We start from the raw sequence: 26,176 nt of genomic DNA on the forward strand, positions 1-26,176 counted from the left end.
AACAAAAACAACAAAAAAATTAAGACAACTTATTGATAAGTGTTCTCCAATCTTCTAATTCAGGGATCCCCGGTTTGCGTTTACCAAAAAACTGAATGATGATATCTCCCATTTCATTAAATACTTCGATTGAAGTAACAATCCCGTCTTCAGTTGGTTTACGGACAATCCAGGTCTGAGCAATTTTGCTCATATCTAAATGCATGTTGAAATCCGGATCCATTACATTGAACCAGTCTCCATGCCATAATGTTTTATTTACTTTTCCTGTATGGATTTGTATGTTTCCTTTATTTCCTACAAATACCATAATAGGTAATTTTGCAGCAGATGCTTCTTCAAGCATAGAAACGATAACATCTTTACTTACTTCTTTTGCGTGATAATGATCAGGAGCCAATCGTAAAGCCTGTGTTCTGGTCACACCAAATTTACGCATCATCATAAAGAAATCATGCGTATCTTTTAAATCTAACCATGCTTGTTGAAACCCTTTTATATCAATTTCTCCGTCTGGTTTCTCATCCAGATTAAGTGGCATTTTTTCGGATGTTTCATTTGTTGATTGATCTTCCGCTTTGTATTTTGATACTAAAATGTCAAAAGCTTCGTCATTGCTATCTTTTGTAAGATAAATTTTGTGAATCGCCTCACCGTCTTTCCCAAAAAACTGAATGCTTTTTTTGATTCCGTGAGCGGTTTCATCAACAACCGCATACGCTTTGTTCCAATGACTCCAGAAAATACGTAAATCGATATCTTCTCCTACAAAAAGACCGGCATGTGGTGAAGAGAAATCAGCGTTTAAATAAATTCCCTTACGCTCATGTACGCATTCTTCATTTCTGGTCAGGGCCATTACTTTCCCCAGAGATTCTACCTCTGAAAGTATCGCCTGAAAATCTGGACGTAATCGGGTTACCGTCTCTCCTGTTTGTGTTGCCAACAATTCTGCTTCGCTCACGCCTAATTCCTGCGCTGCGTTTCGAATTCTTAACTGGGGACGCTCTTGCTTCAGAGCATTCCACTGTTCTTTTAATGATGATGAGGTTGTATGCATTATTTCTTATTTTGTCCGAATAATATTAAAGGCTGTTGGTTGATCGGATTTACACTTACATAGCAGGGAAAGTTATAAACCTCAGAGATCATTTCTTCGGTCAGAACATTTGCAGGAGTGTCATAAGCGACCAGCTTACCTTTTTTTAATAATAAAATTTTATCGGCAAACTGAGATGCTAAATTGATGTCATGAAGCACTACAATTGCCGTATTGTTTTTCTCTGTCAGATTTTTTATGATTTCCAGCGTCTTAAACTGATGTGAAACATCCAGATTGTTGAGTGGCTCATCTAACAATATGATTTTATTTTCTATATTGTTTTCCAGCTGTGTCAGTACGCGTGCTAAATGTACGCGTTGTCTTTCGCCGCCAGATAAATGTTCGTATGAGCGGTTTTTCAGATGTGTGGTATCTGTTGCTTCCATCCATTTTTCCACTGCTTGTCCGTCTTTTTCAGATGGTGTATTGTCGAAATAAGGATAGCGTCCCATCATAACTACATCTTTTATTTCAAGAGTGATGTCTCCTGCCTGATGCTGTGAAAACTTTGCCTTGTGCAATGGTAATTCTCTTTTATCCCATTGACTAATAAGCTTCTCTTTAAAAAGAACGGTTTTGTTTTTCTGTTCAAGTTCATTGCTTATATAGCTCAATAGAGTAGATTTTCCTGCTCCATTGGGACCTAATATGGCAATGAATTCGCCTTTTTCAGCAGCAAAGCTTATTTCATCTAAAAGAAGATGGTTTTTTACAGCGAATCGTACATTTTTTGCCTTTAACATTACAATGTTTTTTTAAATCGAATTAGTATGGCAATGAAAACTGGAGCACCCATAATAGCTGTTAAAATACCGATTGGTAATTCTGCCGGCTGAACGATCACTCTGCTTATTGTATCTGCGAGTACCATAATGATACTTCCTAAAATAATGGATAAAGGCAAAATAACAGTATAGTTTGATTTGAAGAGCAGTCTCAGAATATAGGGAACAATAAGTCCTACAAATCCAATTGTTCCTGCAAAAGAAACAGCTGTTCCTACCATCAGGGCAGAGAAAATAACAATTTGTTTTTTTGTTTTTTCTACGTCAATTCCCAAATGTTGAGCATCTCTTTCTCCAAGCATCATTGCATTCAGTGCTTTCCCTTTTCCTACTAAAAACAAAAGACCTGTTATAACAACGATAGCGAGTACTAAATTCTTTGTCCAGTTAGCTCCTGCCAGACTTCCCAACGTCCAGAAAGTAAGATTTCTGAGTTCTTCATCGGTAGAAAGATAGGTTAGCATTCCGGTTGCTGCCCCCGTAAGAGCAGTGATTGCTACGCCAGATAAAAGAAGAATAACAACATTTGTTCTTCCATTGGTGGTAGACATTTTGTAAACAAAGCTCATGGTCAGTATAGCACCTACAAAGGCCATGATACTGATGAGAGAGTAGTGGAGTGCTTCCGGTATAAAGGGACGAATGCTTGCTCCCAAGACAATGGTTACAGCAGCAAAAAGAACAGCTCCTGATGTAATACCGATAAGATCGGGTGAAGCCAGCGGATTTTTGAACATCCCCTGAAGACAGGTTCCGGCAACTGCCAAAGCACTACCAATCAGAATAGCCATTATGATACGCGGCATTCTCAACTGGAAAAGTACAAAATGGTCTGAGGCAGAAATCCCTTCTGATCCGGTAAATAAATTTAAGAACGTATTAAGTACACTGTTTTCAAAGTTATAGGCTCCTACAAATAATGAAATTACGACTAAAGTGATTAATAACAAGATTAATAGAAGCCTATAAAGCTGAACTTTTTTTTGCATTTTTTCAGGTCAGTTGATTATTGTAATAATTTGTTTAAATCAACTGCTGCATCACCAAGACGTGGACCAAATCCTGAAAGATATTGTCCTTCCATAGCAATTACCTTTTTATTTTTTCCTGCATTGGTTGCTGATATACCTTCAATTTTTAAAAGACCGTCTACACCTCCGATGCTCGCCAATCCTGAATCAAACATTAAAATAACGTCAGGGTTTGACGATACCAATGCTTCAGGAGTCAAAGGTTTAAAATCGGAAAAATCATTTGCAGCGTTTTCACCACCTGCAATAGTAATGATTCTTTCAAGTGGTGTATCTTTTCCAGCCACCATAAGGTTACCTGCTCCACGTGCGTAGATAAACAAAACTTTTGGTTTCTTTTCCAGCGTTTTTACAGTAGCAAGTTTTGCATTAATATTGTCAATAATTGGCTGGTAATTTTCTTTATTAAGAGATTTGGCAACTGTAGTGATTAAATTCGCTGTTCCCTGAGCAGAAAACTCCTGATCAATTAACTCTAATTTAACTTTAGAAGCTTTCAGTTTTTCCAATAAATCAGGATTCATATCCTTATTGGAAGCATATATCACAGTTGGTTGTAGTGCTAATATAGATTCGGCAGTAATAGATCTTACATGCCCTAAATTCTGAGCTTTCAATCCTTCAGGATAATTACTTGTAACATCAACTCCTATGATATTGTTTTCTTCTCCTAACTGTGCTAAAGTTTCTGTGATAGCGCCGTTTAGCGAAACAATTTTAGCAGTAGAAAGGGTGTCTTTCTTGTCGGTTTCTACAGTATTTTGCCCTTCTTTTTTGCATGATGCAAAAGCAACTGTAAGTAATAAAATTGAGAAAATTTTTTTCATCGTTTATCGTTTAAAAACTTAATTGTTGGAGCAAAAATACTATTTTTTTTGTAGTTACCAAACGCTATTTAGAATTAATTTAAATAATATTTTTTTCACGGGTTACTAATAATCAGAATCGTTATCTTTGTATTAAAATTTGGGTATTAAGTAATTCAAGTTAGTACCTTTGCACTAAACAAAGTGAAAAATGTTAGACATTCAATCTATAAGAGCTGATTTTCCCATTCTCCATCAGGAAATAAACGGTAAGCCTTTGGTTTATTTCGATAATGGAGCAACAAGCCAGAAACCTGTTGTGGTCATTGAAGCTATCGAAAAATATTATAAGGAGATCAACGCTAATATTCATAGGGGAGTACATCATCTGAGCCAGGTGGCAACAGATGCTTATGAAGAAGCGCGTTTGATTGTTAAAAATCATATAAATGCAGCTCAGTTGCATGAAGTAATCTTTACGTCAGGTACTACTTTCGGAATTAATCTGGTGGCTAATGGTTTTAGTCAGATGCTTAAAGAAGGGGATGAGGTGATTGTTTCTCATCTGGAACATCATTCGAATATTGTACCGTGGCAGTTTGCGTGTGAAAGAAGCGGTGCTACACTTAAAGTGATTCCTATGAACGAAAAGGGAGAACTTGTTATGGAAGCATATGATCAACTTCTGACAGACAGAACCAAACTGGTGGCTGTCAACCACATTTCAAATGCTTTGGGTACTATTAATCCGATCAGAGAAATAATTGATAAAGCACATAAAGTCGGCGCTGCCGTTTTGATTGATGGAGCCCAGGCTGTACCTCATATAAAACCTGATGTTCAGGAATTGGATTGTGATTTTTATGTTTTTTCAGGGCATAAAATGTGTGCTCCTACAGGATCAGGAATATTATACGGAAAAGAAGCTTGGTTAAACAAATTGCCTCCTTATCAGGGTGGAGGAGAAATGATCAAGGAAGTAACTTTTGAGAAAACGACGTACGCATGCCTTCCTCATAAGTTTGAAGCAGGAACACCTAATATAGAAGCGGGTATTGTACTTGGAGTTGCTATTAATTATTTAAATTCCATAGGTTTTGAGAATATTGAAGCCTATGAAAAAGAACTTTTGAAGTATGCTACGGAAAAGTTGCAAGAGATGCCCGGTATTATTTTCTACGGAACTTCTACAGAAAAAGCTTCTGTGATCTCTTTTAATTTTGAAGGATTACATCCTTATGATGTTGGGGCTATTATAGATAAGTTAGGAATTGCAGTAAGAACAGGTCATCATTGTGCCCAGCCGATTATGGAGTACTATAAAATTCCGGGTACCATAAGAGCCTCTTTTTCATTTTATAACACGAAAGAAGAAATAGACCGCATGATGGATGCGTTAAAAAAAGCGCAAAGTATGCTTTCATAAATTGAGACAAATGACCATAAAAGAAATTCAGGAAGAAATAATAGACGAGTTTTCCATGTTTGATGATTGGATGCAGCGATATGAATATATTATAGAACTCGGAAAAAGCCTGCCTATTATTGAAGATGTGTATAAGACAGAGGAAAATACAATAAAAGGATGCCAGTCTAAAGTATGGTTGCATGCGGAAAAGCAAAATGATTTGGTTGTATTCACAGCAGATAGTGATGCTATCCTGACCAAAGGCATTATTGCGATTCTTATACGTGTTTTCTCGAATCAAAATGCTCAGGCGATTTTAGAAGCCGATACATCATTTATTGATGAAATAGGATTAAAAGAACATTTGTCGCCAACCCGTGCCAATGGACTGGTGTCTATGATCAAACAAATAAAAATGTACGCATTAGCGTTTCAAGCTAAATAAATATGGAAAACGAAATAGATATGAACGCTCTTGGTGAGAGCATCGTAAAAGTATTAAAAACCATCTTTGATCCTGAAATTCCCGTAGATATCTATGAATTAGGATTAATCTATGATGTGTTTGTAAACGAAAACAGAGAAGTGAAAATATTGATGACACTGACATCTCCTAATTGTCCGGTGGCTGAAACACTGCCTATGGAAGTTAAAGAGAAAGTATCTTCCATCAATATGGTAAAAGATGTGGAACTTGAGCTTACTTTTGATCCGCCATGGAATAAAGACCTAATGAGCGAAGAAGCTAAATTAGAATTGGGAATGCTGTAAAAGGTGTGATAAAATAGAGTAAATATTAAAACTGTTTTTGATGTCAGAAGAAATTATAAATAAAGTTGCCAAAAGCGCTTTGGAAGTATTTGATCTTGAAGATTATTTTCCTGAGGAAGAAAGGCTTCCGTTAGATATTTCTCCGTGGTTGTATGAAGGTTTTCTTTTAAAAGAGAAAGATTTTCGGGAAGCGTTAAAAAATCACGACTGGGAGCAGTACAGAGGTAAACTGGTAGCACTGCATTGTTCAACGGATGCTATTTTGCCGGCTTGGGCATTGATGCTTACGTCTTCTTATCTACAGCCTTACGCAAAGATGGTAGTTCAGGGTACATTACACGATCTGGATATTGCTTTTTATCAGAAAATAATGGAAGAGATTGATTTTTCTGTCTATACAAACAAACCTACGATAATAAAAGGATGTTCAAAAAAAAGCATACCGGAAGAGGCTTATGTTATGGCAACACAGAAAATGATGCTGTACGCCCGGTCTATTATGTTTGGAGAAGCTTGTTCAGCAGTTCCCATTTTTAAAAAGAAAAAATTGTAATAAAAACATAAAATGCTAACTTTGTTGTAAAACAAGTATTTATGAAAAGAAAATTATTTTTAAGTTTTTCTCTTTTGGCAGTTAGCGCTTCGTATGCACAGGCACAAGTAGAAAATGACACATTGGGACCTGTGAGCCCGTGGACAAAAAAAGGTACCATTTCGTTATTGGGTAGCCAATCCAGTTTCAGTCAGTGGCAGGCCGGAGGTTCCAATAATTTTGCAGCCAATGCTGCGTTGAATTATGACTTTAATTATAAAAAAGAAGACTGGACCTGGGATAATAAAATCATAGCTTCTTATGGAATCAATAAGATTAAAGGTTCTGAACAGCAAAAAACAGATGACCGTCTTGAGCTGAACTCGTTATTAGGTAAAAAAGCCAGCGGTGATTGGTACTACTCTGCTTTTGTGAATTTTAAAACGCAATTTGATACCGGGATGAATCCTGATAATCCGGACGAACGTATTTCACACTTTATGTCACCGGCTTATTTACAGATAGGACCGGGTATGCTTTGGAAGAAAAATGATAACCTGAAGGTCAACATTGCTCCTGCTACTTCCCGTTTCATTTTTGTGCACAGACATTTTACTGAACTGGGTACTTCCTTTGGTGTAGAACAGGGGAAAACAATGCGTTTTGAATTCGGAGCTGCTGTAAATGCGTATTATAAGTTTACGGTAATGGAGAATTTTACTGTAGAAAACATTTTAAATCTTTATTCGAATTATAGAGAAGATCCTCAAAATGTCGATATTGACTATCAGTTAAATGCTGTTTTAAAAGTTAACAGATACATTTCTACGAATTTTACTTTCCAGACTATTTATGATGATAATGCGTATCGCGGATTTCAAACTCGTCATACATTAGGAGTAGGTCTTAACTATGCCTTCTAAAAAAATTAGAATAAAAAAAGCCTGAGATATTTCTCAGGCTTTTTTTATTCTTCGTTCTCTTCAGCTTCATTCTCAGTGTATTCAGGATATAGAAAATTGTTGTAAGGAAAACGCATGATATGAATCTGACGTACAGCTTCATAAACTTTTTGTCTGAATTCCTCAAAATTTTCTTTTTCAGTAGCAGATATAAAAATGGTATTGTTTTCTCCTACTTTACTCATCCATGTTTTTTTCCATTCCTCAATAGAGTAATGTTTGGTGGTTCGTTCTGTTGTCAGATCTTCAGCATCAAAATTTTCAGGCTTGTAAGCATCAATTTTGTTAAAAACCATAATAGTAGGCTTATCGTCGCTTTTGATATCTTTTAATATCTGATTTACCGAAGCAATATGTTCTTCAAAATCATGATGAGATATGTCTACCACATGCAATAGTAAATCAGCTTCTCTTACTTCATCTAAAGTACTCTTAAAAGATTCAACCAGCTGTGTTGGTAATTTTCGTATAAAACCTACTGTATCGGATAAAAGAAAAGGAAGATTTTTAATTACTACTTTTCTTACTGTAGTATCCAGAGTAGCAAAAAGTTTATTTTCTACAAAAACTTCACTTTTTCCAATAGCGTTCATAAGCGTTGATTTTCCTACATTAGTGTAGCCAACCAGCGCCACACGAACCAAAGCACCTCTGTTACTTCGTTGAACTGCCATTTGTTTATCAATAGTCTGTAGTTTTTCCTTGAGCAGGGAAATCCTGTCCCGAACGATCCGTCTGTCTGTTTCAATTTCTGTTTCCCCGGGACCGCGCATACCAATTCCTCCTCGCTGGCGCTCAAGGTGAGTCCACATACCCGTCAGGCGAGGCAGTAAGTATTGAAACTGAGCCAGTTCTACCTGTGTACGAGCATAAGAAGTTTGTGCCCGTTGAGCAAAAATATCTAAAATAAGATTGGTGCGGTCAAGCACTTTGCAGTCCAGTAATTTGGATAAGTTTTTTTGTTGGGCAGGAGATAATTCATCATCAAAAATAACTGTATCTACAGCATTCTCTTTAACATAGAGTTCAATCTCCTCAAGTTTACCCGTTCCAACAAAAGTTTTCGGATTTGGTTTATCTACTTTTTGGGTAAATCGTTTAATAACTTCTCCTCCTGCAGTATAGGTTAAAAAAGCAAGCTCATCTAAATACTCATTTAACTTTTCTTCATTCTGTTGCTGGGTAATAAGACCTACAATAATTGCTTTTTCGTATTTAATAGTTTCTTTTTCGAGCATATTTAAAATTTGTGTAATAACAAAAATAACGCTTTTAAATAAAAAATGGACTGTCTTTTCCTTCTAATTACAAATTCTATTCAGACAATTCTGAATTTGATAATTATTTTAACTGTTAAAAAAGGAACTTTTTAATAAGAATTTCTTAACCTCGATTTCAAAAAGAGTATATTTGTTTTTTAATGTAAGTATATTTTATACATATAAAATTGATAAAAAATGAAAAAATTATCACTCTTTGCCTTGTTTCTTTGTGGATTTTTTGCTTATAGCTTTGCTTTTGAGCAAAATATTTATGAGGATATTAAAGGTTTTGTGAAAAATGTTTTTTATGTTAACGGGCAGTCTGGAACACAAGCACAAGATGCTTCAATCTTCTATCTGAATCCTGCTGACTTAAATTTTTCCGAAGATTTTGAAGGAAGTCCGACATGGGATTTTTCTAACGGAACTCAACCGAATAAATGGTATATTGGTACTGCTGTGAATAATGGCGGTACGCAATCTCTGTATATATCGGATAATAACGGAACAAGTAATAACTATACAACCTCTACATCTTCTGTAACTCAGGCATACAAGCAAATCTCTATTCCAGCTAATATTGCAGATGTGCAGATTAAGTTCGATTGGCGTGCTTTAGGAGAAACAGGTGTGTATGATTACTTAAGAGTGTGGATTGTACCTGTAACTTTTACACCTACAGCTGGCAATCAAATCGCTACTGGTGGTGGCAGAATACGAATTGGTGGTGATCTGTATCAGCAATCTTCATGGACAACGTTCAATGCTGTTGCAAATTTATCTTCTTTTGCGGGGCAGGATGTCAGATTAGTATTTGAATGGAGAAACGACGCTTCTGCAGGCACTCAACCACCGGCTGCAATAGATAATATATTGGTGAAAGGAGTAACATGTTCAGCTCCTTCCAATTTGGTTATTACTACCTTAGAAGCAAATATGGCGCAGATATCATGGACAGGACCTGCGACTACTAATGTTGCATCATACGATTATTACTACGCAACCACAGCAACACCTCCTGTAACACCTTCAGGAAATGTAACTGGTACAACGGTTACAATAGAGAATTTAACGCCTTCAACACAATATTATTTTTGGGTGAGAAGCAACTGTGGAGCAACTGATGGTAGTAGCTTCTGGATAGGTCCTTTACAGGCAACAACAACTCAGATTCCGGCACCTGTAAATTTCAATGAAGGATTTGAAGGTGACAGTAGCGGATGGACTTTTACAAATGGTACACAGACAAATAAATGGATTATTGGATCTGCTGTTGCCAATGGAGGAACGAAATCTTTATACATCACCAATGACAACGGTACATCAAATGCCTATACAAATTCTTCATCAACAACAACACACGCTATTCGTGATTTGGCATTTCCAGTAGGTGCATCGGAAGCAACCATTTCCTTTGACTGGCGTGCTTTAGGAGAAACCGGCATATATGATTATATGAGAGTATGGTTAGTTCCGGTTACTTTTACACCTGTTTCAGGAACACTTATTACTGAGGCAAATAGTGGAGGAGTGCAGATCGGAGGGAACTTTTTTCAGCAGGCAAACTGGCAAAACTATAACCAGATAATAGATGTAAACGCTTATGCAGGGCAAACCCGCCGATTGATTTTTGAATGGAGAAATGACGGTTCAGGCGGTAATCAGCCACCGGCAGCAGTTGATAATGTTAATATAAACCTTATTACATGTCCGCGACCGATTGATATACATGTACAGAAAAATAATCTGGGAAATATGGTGATTTCCTGGCAACCGACAGGATCAGAAACTCAATGGGAAATTATCATTCAGCCGGCAGCAGATCCGCCGCCGACAGATGCTACTACAGGAATTATCGTTAATGGTACTCCACAATATATCTATACACAAGCGCAAGAAGGTGTGATATATAAAGTATATATCAGAGCTGTTTGTAGTGATTCGGATAAAAGTCTTTGGACAAATCCTATAGAATTTTCTGATTTTAATCCACCGGCATGTGCAGATTTGAATGTGTTGCCATTAGATTTAAATGTTAATGAAAATGGAGAATATATCTTCTGTGAAGCTGAAGGAGAGGTAACTATTGATTTAGATGCGAGTTTTGATGCAGAGTCTTTCAAGTCAACCAGTGAATATGTGGTAGAGTCTATTGATTATGAACCACCATTTCCTTTCTTGGGAGGTACAGTAATGCCTATCACATCAGATGATGATTATACAGCCAGTTTTAATCTTCCTTTTAATTTCTGTTTCTTTGAGAATAGTTATTCATTTTGTAGAATCGGGGATAATGGGGTTATTACTTTTGGATTGCCTTTTACAACTACCTATGGCGAATTTTGTCCATGGAATTTACAGGGTGTTCAGATACCGAATACAAATTTTGCTATTAAGAATGCTATATATGGTGTTTTTCAGGATATGCATACTACTAATAATCCAGGACCTAATTCTCAGATCAATTATCAAATTTTAGGAACCTATCCTTGTAGAGCTTTAGTAGTGAATTTTAATGAAGTTCCTGCCTTTGGAACCGGATCCAACGATTGTACGGATCCGCAATACAGAACTACTACTCAGATTGTATTGTATGAAATTACAAATATTATTGAGGTGTATGTAAAGAAAAGAACCGCTTGTTTGAACTGGCCAACAGGCGCAAATGCTGGACAAGGTGTACTGGGAATTCAGAATGCTGCAGGTACTTTGGCTTATACTCCTCCCGGAAGAAATACCGGATCTTGGTCAACTACTGAAGAAGCATGGCGTTTTAAACCTAACGGAGAAACGAATGTAACTTTTGGCTGGTATGCAAATGGAGCATTAATTTCGACTGATCCTCAACATCAAATTACTATCAGTGAAACAACAAACTTTGAAGCACGTATCAGTTATCCGGGCTGTGGAGATGAAGATTTTGAAATCGTAAAAGCATTTACAGTAAAAGTAAGTGAAGAAGTAATTGCAACTCAAGCAGAGAATATTGAACTATGTGTTTTCCAGGGAGAAATCCCTGAAGTGAATTTACGCGATAAAGATTCTGAAGTATTAGCTCAGATTGAAAACACAACTAATTTTGAGGTAAATTATTACGAGACTGCAGAAGATGCTGAAGCTGATACAGCAAGATTGGCAAATCCGGAAAATTATCAGCCAAATATGCTGCCTAAAGTAATTTATGTAAGAGTGGAAAACACAGATACGGAATGTTATGCTACTACATCGTTCCGAATTGTTCCAAAGGAGGCTATCAAAATTACAAAGCCGGATGATATCATAGTATGTGTGTATGATGGTATCATTCCTGAAGTAAATCTTCAGCAGGTAGAACAAAAATTAATGTCACAGATTGCAGATCCGCAGGTGCATACAGTTAGTTATCACCATACACAGAATGAAGCTATATTAAATGCAAATCCGATTACTAATATCGGAAACTATCAGGCAGGAACTCTGCCAGAAACCATATATGTCAGACTTTCCAATAATGAAACACAATGTGAAGCAACAACCAGTTTTAGAATCATTCAGGGAGAAGTTTTAGATACCTTTGTTATTGATGATGTACTGATTTGTACAAACTATGTATTGCCTGAATTGCCGCAAGGTTATTATTATAGTACACAGGATATTGGTAAAGGAGATGTGCTCAAGCCAGGAGAAGTATACGGATTAGGGCAGCATAAGGTATATATCAACATTGATAGCAAAGACGGATGTGTAGCAACAAGCGAGTTGAATTTTGAAGTCGTTGACTGTAGTATTCCAAAAGGGATATCACCAAATGGGGATGGATTAAATGACAATTTTGATCTCACATTATACCATGCATTACAAGTTGTGATCTATAACCGGGATGGAAGAGAAGTTTTCAGTTATGGTCAAGGCTATACCAATCAATGGTATGGACAGGATAAAAGCGGTAAAGAATTACCGGACGGAACCTATTTTTATAAGATAACAACGGCTACCGAAGTACTTTCTGGCTATGTTCAGGTAGTAAGAGAAATTAAATAATATTATAATTGTTGTTAAGGAAAACCTCAAACATTTGTGTTTGAGGTTTTTTTTTGATAAAAACTTAACAATATATTTATATATTTGTTTTGTCTATTAATTATTTAGTTGCTTTATGAAGAAAAAAATACTTTTAGTGTTATTTCTTTCAGCCGTTTTGGGATATGGATTTATATTCCAGAAAAATGCTTTAAGAGATTTTAAAGATTCTATTGTAGATATGTCTCCGGAAGAAGGGAAATCTCTATCTCAAAGGAATAATACTTCCATGTTTTATTTAAATCCGGCAGATTTAAACTACATAGAAGATTTTGAAGGAACCCATGGATGGGAGTTCACCAATGGTACTCAGGTAAATAAATGGTATGTAGGTACCGCGGTAAACAATGGCGGAACTAAATCATTGTATATTTCCAATAACAATGGTACTGCCAATACTTATACAATAACAACTACTTCTGTGACACAGGCTTACAAGCAAATCGCTATACCAGTCAATACATCAGATGTTCAGATTGGATTTGACTGGAGAGCAGATGGTGAAGGTAGTTCTATTCTTTACGATTATTTCAGGGTTTGGGTCGTTCCTGAAACTTTTACTCCGACTCCTGGAACACAAATTGCAGCAGGAGGTGGCAGAGTTCAGGTTGGAGGAAGTTTTAACCTGAATCCGTCATGGACAACCTATAATGGGGTTGTAAACTTATCAGCTTTTGCCGGACAGAATGTAAGATTGGTATTTGAATGGAGAAATGACGGTTCTGCGGGAACACAGCCGCCTGTAGCTATTGATAATGTCGTAGTAAAAGGAGTAACATGTTCATCACCGAGTAATTTAGTGCTTACAGCAATTGACGCTACGAGTGCACAATTATCTTGGTCGGCACCTATAACGGCCAATGTAGCTTCTTATGATTACTATTACAGTACTTCACCTACAGCACCTACCACACCTTCAGGTAATACTACAGCAACTACAGTTACCATAGAAGGGCTGAACGTTTATACTCAATATTATTTCTGGGTTCGTACTAATTGCGGTACCACAGACGGATCAAGTTTCTGGACCGGTCCTATACAGATAACTACTACTCAGAATCCGGCTCCGGTAGATTTTACCGAAGGATTTGAAGGCGACACCAGTGGTTGGACTTTTACAAACGGTAATCAGACTAATAAATGGATTATTGGAACTGCAGTTGCCAATGGCGGGACTAAATCATTATATATTACAAATAACAACGGCACCTCAAATGCCTATACAACTTCTTCATCAACAACAACCCATGCAATCCGCGATCTGGCATTTCCGGTAAATGCCTCTGAAGCGACACTTTCTTTTGACTGGAGAGCTGTTGGAGAGGGTACTTCATTTGTATATGATTACTTTAAAGTATGGCTCGTTCCGGTTACTTATAATCCGGTTCCGGGAACCCTTATAGCTGATGACGTAGAGGGAGCGGTTCAGATAGGAGGTACATTCAATCAGCAGGGAACCTGGCAGAGTTATAGTCAGCTTTTAGATGTAAATGCTTATGCAGGACAGTCAAGAAGGCTGATATTTGAATGGCGTAATGACTCAAGCGGAGGTACACAACCACCTGCAGCAATCGATAATGTAGAAATGAAGTTGATTACATGTCCGCGACCTATCAACATTCAGGTACAGAAAAACAATCAGGGAAATATGGTGATTACCTGGCAGCCGACGGGAACAGAGACACAGTGGGAAATTATCATTCAGCCTGCTACTGATCCGCCGCCAACAGATGCCACTACCGGTATTGTTGTTAACGGAACACCTCAATATATATATACTCAAGGTCAGCAAGGAGTTATCTATAATGTGTATATCAGAGCTGTGTGTGGTGATGCTGATAAGAGTTTATGGACAGATCCGGTGCAATTCTCAGACTTTAATCCACCGGCTTGTGCAGATTTGGACGTGTCACCGTTAGACTTAAATGTTAATGAAAACGGAGAATATATCTTTTGTGAAGCTGAAGGAGAGGTTACAATTAATTTAGATGCTCAGTTTGATACAAGTTTTTTTAAATCTACTACTGAATATACGGTTGAATCTATAGATTATGATCCACCATTTCCATTTACGGGAGGTACACCGATGAATGTCTCGATTGACGATACCTGGTCACCGGTTATCAATCTTCCGTTCAGTGTTTGTTTTTATGATAATCATTTTACAAAAGCACAGGTAGGATCTAACGGAATGGTGGTATTTGGCACCAATTATACTCCAAACGTAGGTGGTTCAGCACCTTATAGTATGACAGGGTACACCTCTTTTCCTGATCCTCAATATTTGGCCTTGGGGAATGGGGCAAGATTAAAGAATTGTATACTGGGAGTTTATCAGGATATTGATCCAAGTATAACTAATTCAGGATCTACTCCGAATATTAACTATCAGGTATTGGGAACGTATCCATGTAGAGCATTGGTGGTAAATTTTAATGATGTTGATTTATACAGTAATTTTAATGGTTGTGCTACTTCCAATCCGGGGCAGTATTATCAAATTGTGATTTATGAGATTACAAACATCATCGAAGTATATGTTGGTAACAGAAATTCCTGTGCAGCATTCAACGATGGAAAAGGTGTTATCGGATTGATTAATGAAGATCATACAGCAGGAACTTTTCCTCCAAATAGAAATATAGGTACATGGACTGCACAGCAGGAAGCATGGAGATTCAGACCAAATGGTGAAACTTCTGTGACTTTTGGCTGGTATGCAAACGGAGAATTGATTTCTACAGATCCTCAACATGCCATTACCATCAGTGAGACAACTCATTTTGAGGCACGCATCAGTTACCCTGGATGTGGAGATGAAGATTTTGAAATTGTAAAAGATTTTACTGTTAAAGTAAGTGAAGAGGTAATTGCAACCAAAGCTGAGGATATTGAATTATGTGTCTTCCAGGGAGAAATACCGGAAGTTAATTTACGGGATAAAGATGCTGAAGTTTTGGCTCAGATTGAGAATACTACCAATTTTGAAGTCAATTATTATGAAACTTTTAATGGAGCAGATACCGATACGGGCAGAATACCAACACCTGAAAATTATCAGCCAGATATGTTGCCAAAAACCATTTATGTAAGAGTAGAAAATACAGATACAGAATGTTATGCCACCACTTCATTTAATATTGTCCCTAAAGAAGCAATAAAAATAACCAAACCGGATGATATTATTGTATGTGTGTACGATGGAATTATTCCAAATGTAGATCTGCACCAGGCAGAAACAAAATTGATGTCTCAGATTCCTGATCTGAACAATCATGTTATTACTTATCATAATTCACAGAATGAAGCGGTTTTAAATCAAAATCCTATCTTGAATGCCAATAATTATCAGGCTGATGGACTGCCAAAAACTATTTATGTAAGAGTTTCTAATATTTCTACACAATGTGAGGCCGTGACCAATTTCCGAATCATAGCGGGTAATTTCTTAGATCCTTATACGATAGATGATGTACTGATATGTACCAACTATGTGTTACCGGCTTTGCCAAATAATTATTATTATAGTACAGAACAGACCGGAAAAGGTACTGTTATTGCAGCCGGAACAGTATATGGATTAGGACAACATACCCTATATATCAATATTGATAGTGAAAATGGTTGTGTTACCAGTACGCAGTTTAATTTTGAAGTAGTACCATGTACAGTAACCAAAGGAATTTCTCCAAATGGCGATGGTTTGAACGACAATTTTGATCTGACGTTATATCATCCTTTACAGGTTGTGATCTATAACAGAGATGGAAGAGAAGTTTATACACATGGCCCTGGCTATACAAACCAATGGTACGGACAGGATAAAAATGGTAAAGAATTGCCTGACGGAACCTACTTTTACAAGATCACTACAGCTACTGAAGTGCTCTCAGGATACGTTCAGGTTCTTAGAGAGATTAAGTAATCCTTAAGAAAAGATATTTCTTTTATGGTCTATGAGTGTTTTTTTCTGCTCATAGACCTTTTTTTTATTAAAAACTTAACGATATATTTATATATTTGTTTGTTCGTCAATTTAAAATTTACAAAATGAAAAAAAATACTCTACTTTTTCTGCTTTTTACGATTTCTGCATTTGCAGTAATCCCAAGTATGTATCGGGTACTCAATACAAAAAATACTGATTTAGAGAAAAATAATTCTTTAGAATACTTTGATGCAAATGATCTGTACGCTGAAGACTTTGAAGGGGTACATAACTGGGTATTTGTAAATGGAGCGCAGACCAATAAATGGTTTGTCGGTACTGCTGTAAACAATGGGGGTACTAAATCGCTTTATATATCCGATAATAACGGAGCCGCCAATCAATATGATACTACTGGAGCGAGTGTTACTCATGCGTACAAAGATATTGTGATACCGGCTAATACTGCTGATGTAGAGCTTTCTTTTGACTGGCGTAGTGTAGGGGATGAATGGTCAGATTATCTTAACGTTTGGCTTATCCCAACCAGTTTCATTCCCGGACCCGGAGCTCAGATTTTTGCAGGTGGAGACAGAATCCAGATTGGAGGTTCTTTTAATGGTCAGTCAACCTGGACGAACTACAGCACGGTGGTAGATATTTCTGCTTATGCTGGACAAACCATGCGTTTGGTTTTTCAATGGACTAATGGAGGATGGTCTGGAGCACAAACTCCGGCAGCTATAGATAATATTGTATTGGCACCAGTAACCTGTTCTTCACCTTCAGATATTGAAGCCCAGAATATTACTACTGAGGAGGCGGAAGTTTCATGGACAGCGCCGGGAACAACCAATGTGGCATCCTATGATTACTATATTAGTGAAACCAATAGCATCACGGGTACAACCACTCCTACCGGAAACGTTACTACAGCCTCTGTTGATTTAGAAAATCTTACACCGGCAACCCAATACTATTTTTGGGTACGAAGTAATTGCGGTACTACTGACGGACACAGTTTATGGACAGGTCCTTTTGCTTTTTTTACGCAATGTGTGGCCATCAATCTGCCTTATACAGAAACCTTCAATTCTGATTCTTCTACAGTAAATTGTTGGTCTGTAATCAATAATAATAATGACGATGTTCAGTGGAATACCAATACAACATGGAATCCTTTTGAAGGTGATCAATCTTCCAACTTCCCTGTTGTTAACTGGAATCCGACAGTAAATGACGATTATCTGGTAAGTCCGGTGTTTAATTTTAACGGGGCATACCGCTTACGGTATTATTATAAAATGGGCTGGGGATCTGACCCACAATCTTTCAGTGTAAAAATGTCTCAAAACGGCGGAACCGGAGTAGCAGACTTTACACAGACAGTAGTAGCAGAGCAGGGATATAGTAATGAAGATTATGTAGAAAAAATAGTATATCTTCCGGCATTTACTGGGCAGGGAGCATTTGCTTGGTATGTTGGGGATAGCAATAATCGTGAAATATACATTGACAAGGTGGTTATTGAGCCAATACCAACATGTCCGGAACCTTATGAGTTAACCACAACGCAGGTTACAGATGAGTCGGTAAGTCTTACCTGGCAACAATACGGAACAGTTACTTCATGGGAAGTTATTATATTGCCTCAGGGAGAAACAATTCCCGATGATTTAACCACAATTACCATTTATGAAACCAACACTGCCTCAATAACGATTGACGGTTTGGAAGATATTACAGCGTATGATGTATATGTACGTGCAGTATGTAGCCCTACAGAGCAAAGTGAATGGTCATCGGTTTTAGAAATCACGACAGCACCTTCCAATGATGAATGTGGTGAAGCGGTAGTATTACCTGTAAATCCGGGTCCGGAATGTATTGAAAGTGTACCGGGCTCAGTTGTAGGAGCTACTCAATCTAATATTGGAGAGGTCTGCGAAGGCACACCTTACAACGATGTATGGTATGAATTTACTGCGGAATCTGCAAACCATTCTGTAAAATTAGAAATTGATGGTTGGGCAACGACTTATATTGCCGTATATGAAGAAGGTATCTGTAATGAAGATGTGCTTACACCTATTGCGTGTGAGTCAACACAATTATTAAATCTTGACGGACTTACTATCGGTAATACCTATAAAGTACGTATTTATACTTCTCAGTGGGATACGAATGTAACTTTTGATGTATGTGTAATAACACTGAATCCACCAATATCGGTAAGTGATACACAATATACGGTTCCTGAACTGGTAACGGAAGTGCTTATTGACAACCCTTGTGCGACAGTTTCTAACGTGACCTGGAGCACAGGAACGAATTTTGGTGATGTAAATGGTATCGGTTATTTTAATAAAAATAATTCGACTTTTTCTTTTGAAGAAGGGATTATTCTTTCTTCCGGAAACATACATCTTGCACCCGGACCTGCAGGCGGTACAATAAGTTCCGGACTAATGTATGACTGGCCGGACGATGCTCAGTTGACTACTTATATGAATAACTATCTGAATCAACCAGAGCAGGAATATCATAATGCGTCTGTTTTAGAATTCGATTTTGTGGCACTGACCAATGAGCTTAAATTCAACTTTATATTTGCTTCCAATGAATATGGTACTTTTCAATGTAGTTTTTCCGATTCGTTTGCATTTTTCCTGACCAATACTGCTACAGGAGTTACAACGAATCTGGCTATTGTACCTAACACTACAGATCCGGTTTCGGTGGTAACAATTAGAAAAGCGATTCATTCACCATTAAACTGGGAAACGGGAGAACCGGACTGCGGAGATGTTAACCCCGATTATTTTGAGGCGTGCTATGATCCGGATTATAACGGTCAGGATCCTTTGATTTCCCCAATCAATTTTTATGGATTAACCGTGCCGATGGTAGCACAAAGCGATGTAGTACCAGGGACAACCTACCATATAAAATTAGTAATTCAGGATCGCGGAGATGCCGGTATGGACTCAGCGGTATTTCTGGAAGGAGGAAGCTTTGATTTAGGAAGTGTTGATTTTGGAGATGATTTGTTAATTGATACCGGAAATGCACTGTGTTATGGTGATACTTATGTTCTGGATTCGGGACTAAATGTTGATAATTTCGAAATTCAGTGGTACAAAGACAATGTATTGATAGAAGGTGCAGAGGGAACTACTTTAGAAGTGACTGAAAGCGGGGAGTACAAAATAGAAGCTACTTTTGTTGGAAGTACTTGTGTAATAAGTGATACTATAAAAGTGGAAATCTATCCGGAAATAAAAATTGTTACACCTAAAAATATAGAAGTTTGTGTTTTTAATCAGGAAATACCTCCAGTGGATCTTACGGTAAATGAGAATGAAATGCTGTCTTTAATCCCGGATACTTCTGATATTGTAATACATTATTATGAAACACAGCAAAATGCTGTCGATGAAACAGGAGCTATAGATACACCTGAAAACTATCAGGCTACTACATTACCAAAAGAGATTTTTGTACGCATTGACGATACTAAAACCGGTTGTCATCTCATCGTTTCTTTTAGAGTTATTAGAAAGACAGTAGTTAATTTGAAAAAACCAGATAATATAGTTACCTGTATATACAATGAGGTACCGGTTTTAGTAGATCTGACAAGTGTAAGAGCAGGTCTTGTAAGCCAGCTGGAGAATCCGAATGTGACATTATATTATTATGAAACACAGCAAAATGCCATTGATGAAACAGGAGCGATAACATCTCCGGAAAATTATCAGCCGGGTATACTGCCGAGAACAATTTATATAAGTTTCACAGATGCAGATACGGGATGTCAGTTGCTTACTTCGGTTGATATTGTAGCTTCACCAGAAATACAGCCAATACAAGTTGAAAATATTATCAGCTGTACGCATTATGTATTACCGAAATTACCGGAGGGGTATTACTACAGTACAGAAGAATTTGGACAGGGAGAGGTTGTAAAAAGTGGTACTATTTATAATTTAGGTTCCTATAAAATCTATCTGAACATAGAAAACACAGATGGTTGTGTTTTCAGCAGCAGTTATGAAATTGAAGTAATTGATTGTAGTATTCCTAAAGGGATTTCTCCAAATGGTGATGGATTAAATGATGCATTTGATCTTACTTATTATCATCCTTTAGAAGTTGTAATATACAACAGAGACGGACGTGAAGTATATGTTCACGGACCCGGTTACAGCAACCAGTGGTACGGGCAAAATAAAGAAGGGAAAGAATTACCTGACGGTACTTATTATTATAAAATAACTACCACTACAGAAGTACTTACCGGATATGTACAACTATTGAGAGAAATAAAGTAAATAAGTACTATGTTTAAAAAAGCCTCTGATCTATATAGATCAGAGGCTTTTTTTGTATAATTCCATTTTTGAATACAAAACGGATACTCCTTCACTCATAAACAAGTTAATATTGATATGTAATTAATATTTTGATAGCTATCAAAATATTTTTTATAAATAGGCTTTTAGAATTGCTTATAATATGAAATTATTGCTGATGATTTAAATATTATGTTATATTTGTGTTTGTATTACAGGTTGTTTGCTGTTTTATATACAAAAACAGTAACACTTTTTTCTAAATACCACACAACAATTCTACCAATTTGTGTGAAATTTCCAATACTATAGGGTGGTTTGACATCAGATCATAATAGTACAAGAAAATTTAATTACTTAAAATTAAATCTAAGGAAATATTAAATCAGTTATCATGTATTACAAATAGAAAAAACAAAGACTGATGACTGTAACAATTTTTGTTAATGGACAAAAAAGAGGTGCTGTATGTAAAATAGTAAATAATGTACTCTTGTCTAAAGACAAAATATTCGATGATACTTACTGTAAATAAAAAGTTTCAATGAGATGTAATTACAGAAAAAATTTTTGAAAGATAAAAAGAGTCGTTTGATTTCAAATGAATATTAAATAGCCTCTTTATAATAGAAATACTTGCTTAAATCCGGTAGTAGTGCTATAGATGGATGTCCGTTTTTAATTTCTTTAGAATATTCTAGCTTGATTTGTATAGAGTATATGAATTAGTTTAAATGCTTTTTTACCGTAGTATATATAAAAATAACAAAACAGAATAGGAACTAATTTTATTAAAGAATACACGTATGAAAAAAAAACTACTTTTAATTTTACTTTTTGCTCTCTCTTCTCTTACTGTTATCTCAAATATTTATAAAAAAGAGGCAATTATAAAACAGAGTAATACCTTTACTTATTTGGTAACAACGCCAATTTACACAGAAGATTTTGAAGGAACACACAATTGGGTATTTGTAAACGGAGCCCAAACCAACAAATGGTTTGTAGGTTCAGCGGTAAACAATGGTGGTACAAAATCTTTATATATATCAGATAACAATGGGGTTGACAATCAGTATGATACTACCGGAATGAGCACAACGCATGCCTACAAAGATATTGTTATTCCGACCGGTACGGCAGATGTAGAATTGTCTTTTGATTGGCGAAGTGTAGGGACTGGATGGGGAGATTATTTCAATGTCTGGATTGTTCCAACGAGCTTTTTACCCGGACCCGGAGCTCAGATTTTTCCGGGTGGAGACAGAATTCAAGTAGGAGGCGCTTTTAATGGTCCGCCTTTCTGGGGCAATTACAGTACAGTACTGAATATATCTGCCTATGCAGGACAAACCATGCGTTTGGTTTTTCAATGGACAAACACTGGCTGGGATGGAGTTCAGACGCCAGCAGCCATTGATAATGTTCTGTTAAATACAATCACCTGTTCTGCTCCTTCTGGTATCAATGTACAGAATGTCACAACTACAGAAGCAGCGTTAACATGGACAGCACCAATAACAACCAATATGGCATCCTATGATTACTATATTAGTGAAACCAATAATATTACGGGTACAACAATTCCTACGGGAAATGTTACTACGACCACAGTAAATTTAGATAATCTTACACCTGCAACGCAGTACTATTTTTGGGTACGCAGTAATTGTGGTATTCTGGATGGGAATAGTTTATGGACGGGACCTTTTACTTTTTTTACACAATGTGTGGCGATCAATCTGCCTTATACCGAGACCTTTAATTCAGACTCCTCAACGGTAAACTGCTGGACAGTCATCAACAATAACAATGACAGTGTTCAATGGAATACAAATACTACCTGGAGTCCTTTTGAAGGCGATCAATCAGCTCATATACCAATCTTTAACTGGAATCCGACAGTAAATGATGACTATTTGGTAAGTCCTGTGTTTAACTCCAATGGTGTGTACCGTTTAAAATATTATTATAGAATAGGATGGGGGTCAGATCCGCAATCTTTCAGTGTAAAAATGTCTCAAAACGGCGAACCGGAGTAGCAGACTTTACACAGACTGTAGTAACAGAACAGGGATATAGTAATGAAGATTATGTAGAAAAAATAGTATATCTTCCGTCTTTTACGGGACAAGTCGCTTTTGCGTGGTATGTAGGAAATAGTAATAATCGGGAAATATATATTGATAAAGTGGTTATTGAACCTGTTCCTACATGTCCGGAGCCTTATGAACTATTTGCGACACAGATTACCGATGAGTCGGTAAGTCTTACCTGGCAGCAATATGGTACTGTTGCGTCATGGGAGGTAATTATATTGCCACATGGACAAAGTATACCGAATGATTTAACAACAATAACGGTCTATCCAACCAATACGGCATCCATTACAATCGATGATTTAGAAGATATTACAGCGTATGATGTATATGTACGTGCGTTATGTAGCCCTACAGAGCTAAGTGAGTGGTCATCGGCTTTAGAAATTACAACATCACCTTCCAATGATGAATGTCATGAATCAGTAGTATTACCTGTAAATTCAGGACCTGAATGTATTGAAAGCGTGCCGGGATCGGTTACAGGAGCAACTCAATCTAATATTGGAGAAGTCTGCGAAGGGACACCTTACAATGATGTATGGTATGAATTTACTGCGGAATCCGCTAATCATTCAGTAAAATTAGAAGTGGATGGTTGGGCAACTACTTATATAGCCGTATATGAAGAAGGTATCTGTAGTGAAGATGTTGAGACACCAATTGCCTGTGCTGCAACCCAATTACTGAGTTTGGATGGATTAACTATTGGAACTACTTATAAAGTACGTGTTTATACTTCTTATTGGAACCCAGAGGTAACCTTTAATATCTGTGTGATTACACTGAACCCGCCTATATCGGTAAGTGATACCCAATATACGATTCCAGAACTGGTAACTGAGGTGCTTATTGACAACCCTTGTGCAACCATTTCAAACATTACCTGGAGCACAGGAACGAATTTTAATGACGTAAACGGGATTGGTTATTTCAATAAAAACAGTTCAGAATTTCCCTTTGAAGAGGGTATCATTCTTTCTGCAGGAAATATCCATTTAGCTCCTGGACCAGTAGGAGGATCGACAAGTTCCGGACAAATGTATGGCTGGTTAGGCGATACGCAGTTAACGACTTATATGAATGATTATTTGGGAGAATCTGATGAATACTATAATGCGTCTGTTTTAGAATTTGATTTTATACCGCTAACTAACGACTTTAAATTTAACTTTATATTTGCTTCGAATGAATATGGGGCTTATCAATGCAGTTATTCTGATGCCTTTGCATTCTTTTTGACGGATACCACAACAGGTACTACCTCCAATCTGGCAATTGTACCTGGTACCACTGATCCGGTCTCGGTGGTAACAATTAGAAAAGGAATTCATTCACCTTCTTGGATACCTGGACTGCCTGAATGTGGAGATGCCAATCCGGATTATTTTGCAGCATGTTATGATCCATTTTTTAACGGTCTGGATCCATTGACTTCACCGATTAATTTTTATGGATTGACTATACCGATGACAGCACAAAGCGAAGTAGTTCCGGGAACTACCTATCATATTAAACTAGTAATTCAGGATCGGGGAGATTCATCAATGGATTCTGCGGTATTTCTTGAAGGAGGTAGTTTCGATTTAGGAAATGTTGATTTTGGTGAAGATTTGTTGATTGATACTGGAAATGCGCTGTGTTATGGTGATACTTATGTTCTGGATTCAGGGCTTAACGCTGATAATTTCGAAATCAAGTGGTACAAAGACAATGTTTTGATAGAAAGTGAAGAGGGAACATCTTTAGAAGTAACCGAAAGCGGAGAGTACAAAATTGAAGCTACTTTTGCAGGAAGTACTTGTGTCATAAATGATACTTTAAAAGTAGAAATATATCCGGAAATAAAAATTGTACCACCTAAAAATATAGAAGTTTGTGTTTTTAATCAGGAAATACCTTCGGTAGACCTAACGGTAAATGAGAATGAAATGTTGTCTTTAATACCCGATACTTCTGATGTTGTAATACATTATTATGAAACACAGCAAAATGCAGATGATGTAACAGGAGCAATAGATACACCTGTTAATTATCAGGCTATTACATTGCCAAAGGAAATCTTTGTACGTATTGATGATACCAAAACCGGTTGTCATCTGATTATTCCTTTTAAACTTATTAGAAAGACTATAGTTAATTTGAAAAAACCGGATAATATTGTTACGTGTGTGTACAATGAAGTACCGGTAGCAGTAGATCTTACAAGTATAAGATCAGATATTGTGAACCAACTGGAGAATCCGAATGTGATGCTGTACTATTATGAAACATATGAAAATGCTATTAATAAAACAGGAGCCATAACTACACCACAAAACTATCAACCGGATGCTTTGCCAACAACAATTTATATCCGTTTTACAGATTCTTCTACAGGTTGTGAGTTACTTACCTCTCTTGAGATTATAGAATCACCGGAAATACAACCAATACGGGTAGAAGATATTATCAGCTGTACCCATTATGTATTGCCGAAACTACCGGAGGGTTATTTTTACAGTACCGAAGAATTCGGACAGGGAGAGGTGGTAAAATGGGGAACCATCTATAATTTAGGTTCCTATAAAATTTATCTGAATATACCGAATGCAGATGGTTGTATTTTCAGTAGCAGCTGTGCAATAGAAGTAATTGATTGTAGTATTCCTAAAGCTATCTCTCCGAATGGAGATGGATTAAATGATCGTTTCGACCTTACGTATTACCATCCTTTACAGGTTGTAATATACAATAGAGACGGGCGGGAAGTGTATGCCTATGGAGTAGGCTACAGCAATCAATGGCATGGACAAAATAAAAACGGAAAAGACTTACCAGATGGTACTTACTTCTATAAGATCACCACTGCAACTGAAGTATTTACAGGTTATGTACAACTTGTACGTGAAATTAAATAAGAACTCAATCTTTAAAAACCCTCTCATCTATCTCGATCAGAGGGTTTATTTTTTGAAATAATTTTGTGTTGGTTATATATACGTTGTCAATGTTTATTTTATTAAAGATTCTATGTGATTTTTAACGTTTAATTATGATAATGTTTTAATAAGTTTAAAATTTAATTTTATATTTG

General features: G+C 36.8%; 15 protein-coding genes. 10 read left to right on the forward strand and 5 right to left on the reverse strand.

Features of this window, described 5'->3' with window-relative positions; all coding sequences use genetic code 11:
- Positions 1-19: 19 nt before the first annotated feature.
- From QW060_RS16815 to QW060_RS16830, 4 genes are read right to left on the reverse strand one after another with little or no spacing between them, the layout of a single operon-like run.
- Positions 20-1,060 carry a hemin-degrading factor gene (locus tag QW060_RS16815; protein WP_290364617.1) on the reverse strand — a complete coding sequence of 347 codons (1,041 nt, stop codon included), beginning with the start codon at positions 1,058-1,060 and terminating at the stop codon, positions 20-22.
- Positions 1,060-1,845, reverse strand: a complete 786-nt coding sequence (locus tag QW060_RS16820; RefSeq protein WP_290364618.1) for a heme ABC transporter ATP-binding protein — start codon at positions 1,843-1,845, stop codon at positions 1,060-1,062. Before QW060_RS16820 ends, QW060_RS16815 begins: the two co-directional genes overlap by 1 nt.
- Positions 1,845-2,876, reverse strand: a complete 1,032-nt coding sequence (locus QW060_RS16825; RefSeq protein ID WP_290364619.1) for a FecCD family ABC transporter permease — start codon at positions 2,874-2,876, stop codon at positions 1,845-1,847. The genes QW060_RS16820 and QW060_RS16825 overlap by 1 nt, the downstream gene beginning before the upstream one ends.
- 17 nt (positions 2,877-2,893) lie before the next feature.
- Complete coding sequence (locus tag QW060_RS16830) at positions 2,894-3,745, reverse strand: heme/hemin ABC transporter substrate-binding protein (protein ID WP_290364620.1); 852 nt, start codon at positions 3,743-3,745, stop codon at positions 2,894-2,896.
- A gap of 190 nt (positions 3,746-3,935) precedes the next feature.
- Here QW060_RS16830 and QW060_RS16835 point away from each other — a divergent pair, with 190 nt between their 5' ends.
- Genes QW060_RS16835 through QW060_RS16855 form a run of 5 tightly spaced genes read left to right on the forward strand, consistent with a single transcriptional unit; the run spans position 3,936 to position 7,358 of the window.
- The gene (locus tag QW060_RS16835) at positions 3,936-5,150 is read left to right on the forward strand and encodes an aminotransferase class V-fold PLP-dependent enzyme (protein ID WP_290364621.1); all 1,215 of its coding nucleotides are present in this window, start codon (positions 3,936-3,938) and stop codon (positions 5,148-5,150) included.
- Between the two features lie 10 nt (positions 5,151-5,160).
- Positions 5,161-5,577 carry a SufE family protein gene (locus tag QW060_RS16840; RefSeq protein WP_290364622.1) on the forward strand — a complete coding sequence of 139 codons (417 nt, stop codon included), beginning with the start codon at positions 5,161-5,163 and terminating at the stop codon, positions 5,575-5,577.
- A 2-nt stretch (positions 5,578-5,579) separates the two neighbouring features.
- Positions 5,580-5,903, forward strand: coding sequence for an iron-sulfur cluster assembly protein (locus QW060_RS16845; RefSeq protein WP_290364623.1), 324 nt, complete (start codon positions 5,580-5,582; stop codon positions 5,901-5,903).
- A gap of 40 nt (positions 5,904-5,943) precedes the next feature.
- Positions 5,944-6,456 carry a DUF2480 family protein gene (locus QW060_RS16850; RefSeq protein ID WP_290364624.1) on the forward strand — a complete coding sequence of 171 codons (513 nt, stop codon included), beginning with the start codon at positions 5,944-5,946 and terminating at the stop codon, positions 6,454-6,456.
- A 41-nt stretch (positions 6,457-6,497) separates the two neighbouring features.
- Positions 6,498-7,358 carry a DUF3078 domain-containing protein gene (locus QW060_RS16855; protein WP_290364625.1) on the forward strand — a complete coding sequence of 287 codons (861 nt, stop codon included), beginning with the start codon at positions 6,498-6,500 and terminating at the stop codon, positions 7,356-7,358.
- Between the two features lie 44 nt (positions 7,359-7,402).
- On the opposite strand, the gene hflX is transcribed toward QW060_RS16855, so the two are convergent.
- Positions 7,403-8,635 (reverse strand): GTPase HflX, encoded by a 1,233-nt coding sequence (gene hflX / locus QW060_RS16860; protein ID WP_290364626.1) that lies wholly within the window; start codon positions 8,633-8,635, stop codon positions 7,403-7,405.
- Positions 8,636-8,854: 219 nt separating this feature from the next.
- Between hflX and QW060_RS16865 the strand changes: the two genes are divergently transcribed.
- The 5 genes from QW060_RS16865 to QW060_RS16885 all read left to right on the forward strand — a co-directional run bounded on the left by QW060_RS16865 (position 8,855) and on the right by QW060_RS16885 (position 26,000).
- Positions 8,855-12,679 (forward strand): T9SS type B sorting domain-containing protein, encoded by a 3,825-nt coding sequence (locus QW060_RS16865; RefSeq protein WP_290364627.1) that lies wholly within the window; start codon positions 8,855-8,857, stop codon positions 12,677-12,679.
- Positions 12,680-12,815: 136 nt separating this feature from the next.
- On the forward strand, positions 12,816-16,643 hold the full coding sequence (locus QW060_RS16870; protein WP_290364628.1) for a T9SS type B sorting domain-containing protein: 3,828 nt from the start codon (positions 12,816-12,818) through the stop codon (positions 16,641-16,643).
- 125 nt (positions 16,644-16,768) lie between these two features.
- Positions 16,769-20,980 carry a choice-of-anchor L domain-containing protein gene (locus QW060_RS16875; RefSeq protein ID WP_290364629.1) on the forward strand — a complete coding sequence of 1,404 codons (4,212 nt, stop codon included), beginning with the start codon at positions 16,769-16,771 and terminating at the stop codon, positions 20,978-20,980.
- Between the two features lie 827 nt (positions 20,981-21,807).
- Positions 21,808-23,043: a choice-of-anchor J domain-containing protein gene (locus tag QW060_RS16880; RefSeq protein ID WP_290364630.1), complete on the forward strand. Its 1,236-nt coding sequence runs from the start codon at positions 21,808-21,810 to the stop codon at positions 23,041-23,043.
- A complete protein-coding gene (locus QW060_RS16885; protein WP_290364631.1) occupies positions 22,983-26,000 on the forward strand; it encodes a choice-of-anchor L domain-containing protein in 3,018 nt (1,005 codons plus the stop codon). The genes QW060_RS16880 and QW060_RS16885 overlap by 61 nt, the downstream gene beginning before the upstream one ends.
- The last annotated feature ends 176 nt before the right edge of the window (positions 26,001-26,176 follow it).

The organism is Paenimyroides ceti (genome assembly GCF_030409925.1).

Coding starts and splice junctions, on each gene's coding strand:
- QW060_RS16850 (WP_290364624.1), top strand. CDS start 5,944: ATGTCAGAAGAAATTATAAATAAAGTTGCCAAAAGCGCTTTGGAAGTA.
- QW060_RS16840 (WP_290364622.1), top strand. CDS start 5,161: ATGACCATAAAAGAAATTCAGGAAGAAATAATAGACGAGTTTTCCATG.
- QW060_RS16880 (WP_290364630.1), top strand. CDS start 21,808: ATGAAAAAAAAACTACTTTTAATTTTACTTTTTGCTCTCTCTTCTCTT.
- QW060_RS16835 (WP_290364621.1), top strand. CDS start 3,936: ATGTTAGACATTCAATCTATAAGAGCTGATTTTCCCATTCTCCATCAG.
- QW060_RS16825 (WP_290364619.1), bottom strand. CDS start 2,876: ATGCAAAAAAAAGTTCAGCTTTATAGGCTTCTATTAATCTTGTTATTA.
- QW060_RS16865 (WP_290364627.1), top strand. CDS start 8,855: ATGAAAAAATTATCACTCTTTGCCTTGTTTCTTTGTGGATTTTTTGCT.
- QW060_RS16830 (WP_290364620.1), bottom strand. CDS start 3,745: ATGAAAAAAATTTTCTCAATTTTATTACTTACAGTTGCTTTTGCATCA.
- hflX (WP_290364626.1), bottom strand. CDS start 8,635: ATGCTCGAAAAAGAAACTATTAAATACGAAAAAGCAATTATTGTAGGT.
- QW060_RS16820 (WP_290364618.1), bottom strand. CDS start 1,845: ATGTTAAAGGCAAAAAATGTACGATTCGCTGTAAAAAACCATCTTCTT.
- QW060_RS16875 (WP_290364629.1), top strand. CDS start 16,769: ATGAAAAAAAATACTCTACTTTTTCTGCTTTTTACGATTTCTGCATTT.
- QW060_RS16855 (WP_290364625.1), top strand. CDS start 6,498: ATGAAAAGAAAATTATTTTTAAGTTTTTCTCTTTTGGCAGTTAGCGCT.
- QW060_RS16815 (WP_290364617.1), bottom strand. CDS start 1,060: ATGCATACAACCTCATCATCATTAAAAGAACAGTGGAATGCTCTGAAG.
- QW060_RS16885 (WP_290364631.1), top strand. CDS start 22,983: ATGGGGGTCAGATCCGCAATCTTTCAGTGTAAAAATGTCTCAAAACGG.
- QW060_RS16845 (WP_290364623.1), top strand. CDS start 5,580: ATGGAAAACGAAATAGATATGAACGCTCTTGGTGAGAGCATCGTAAAA.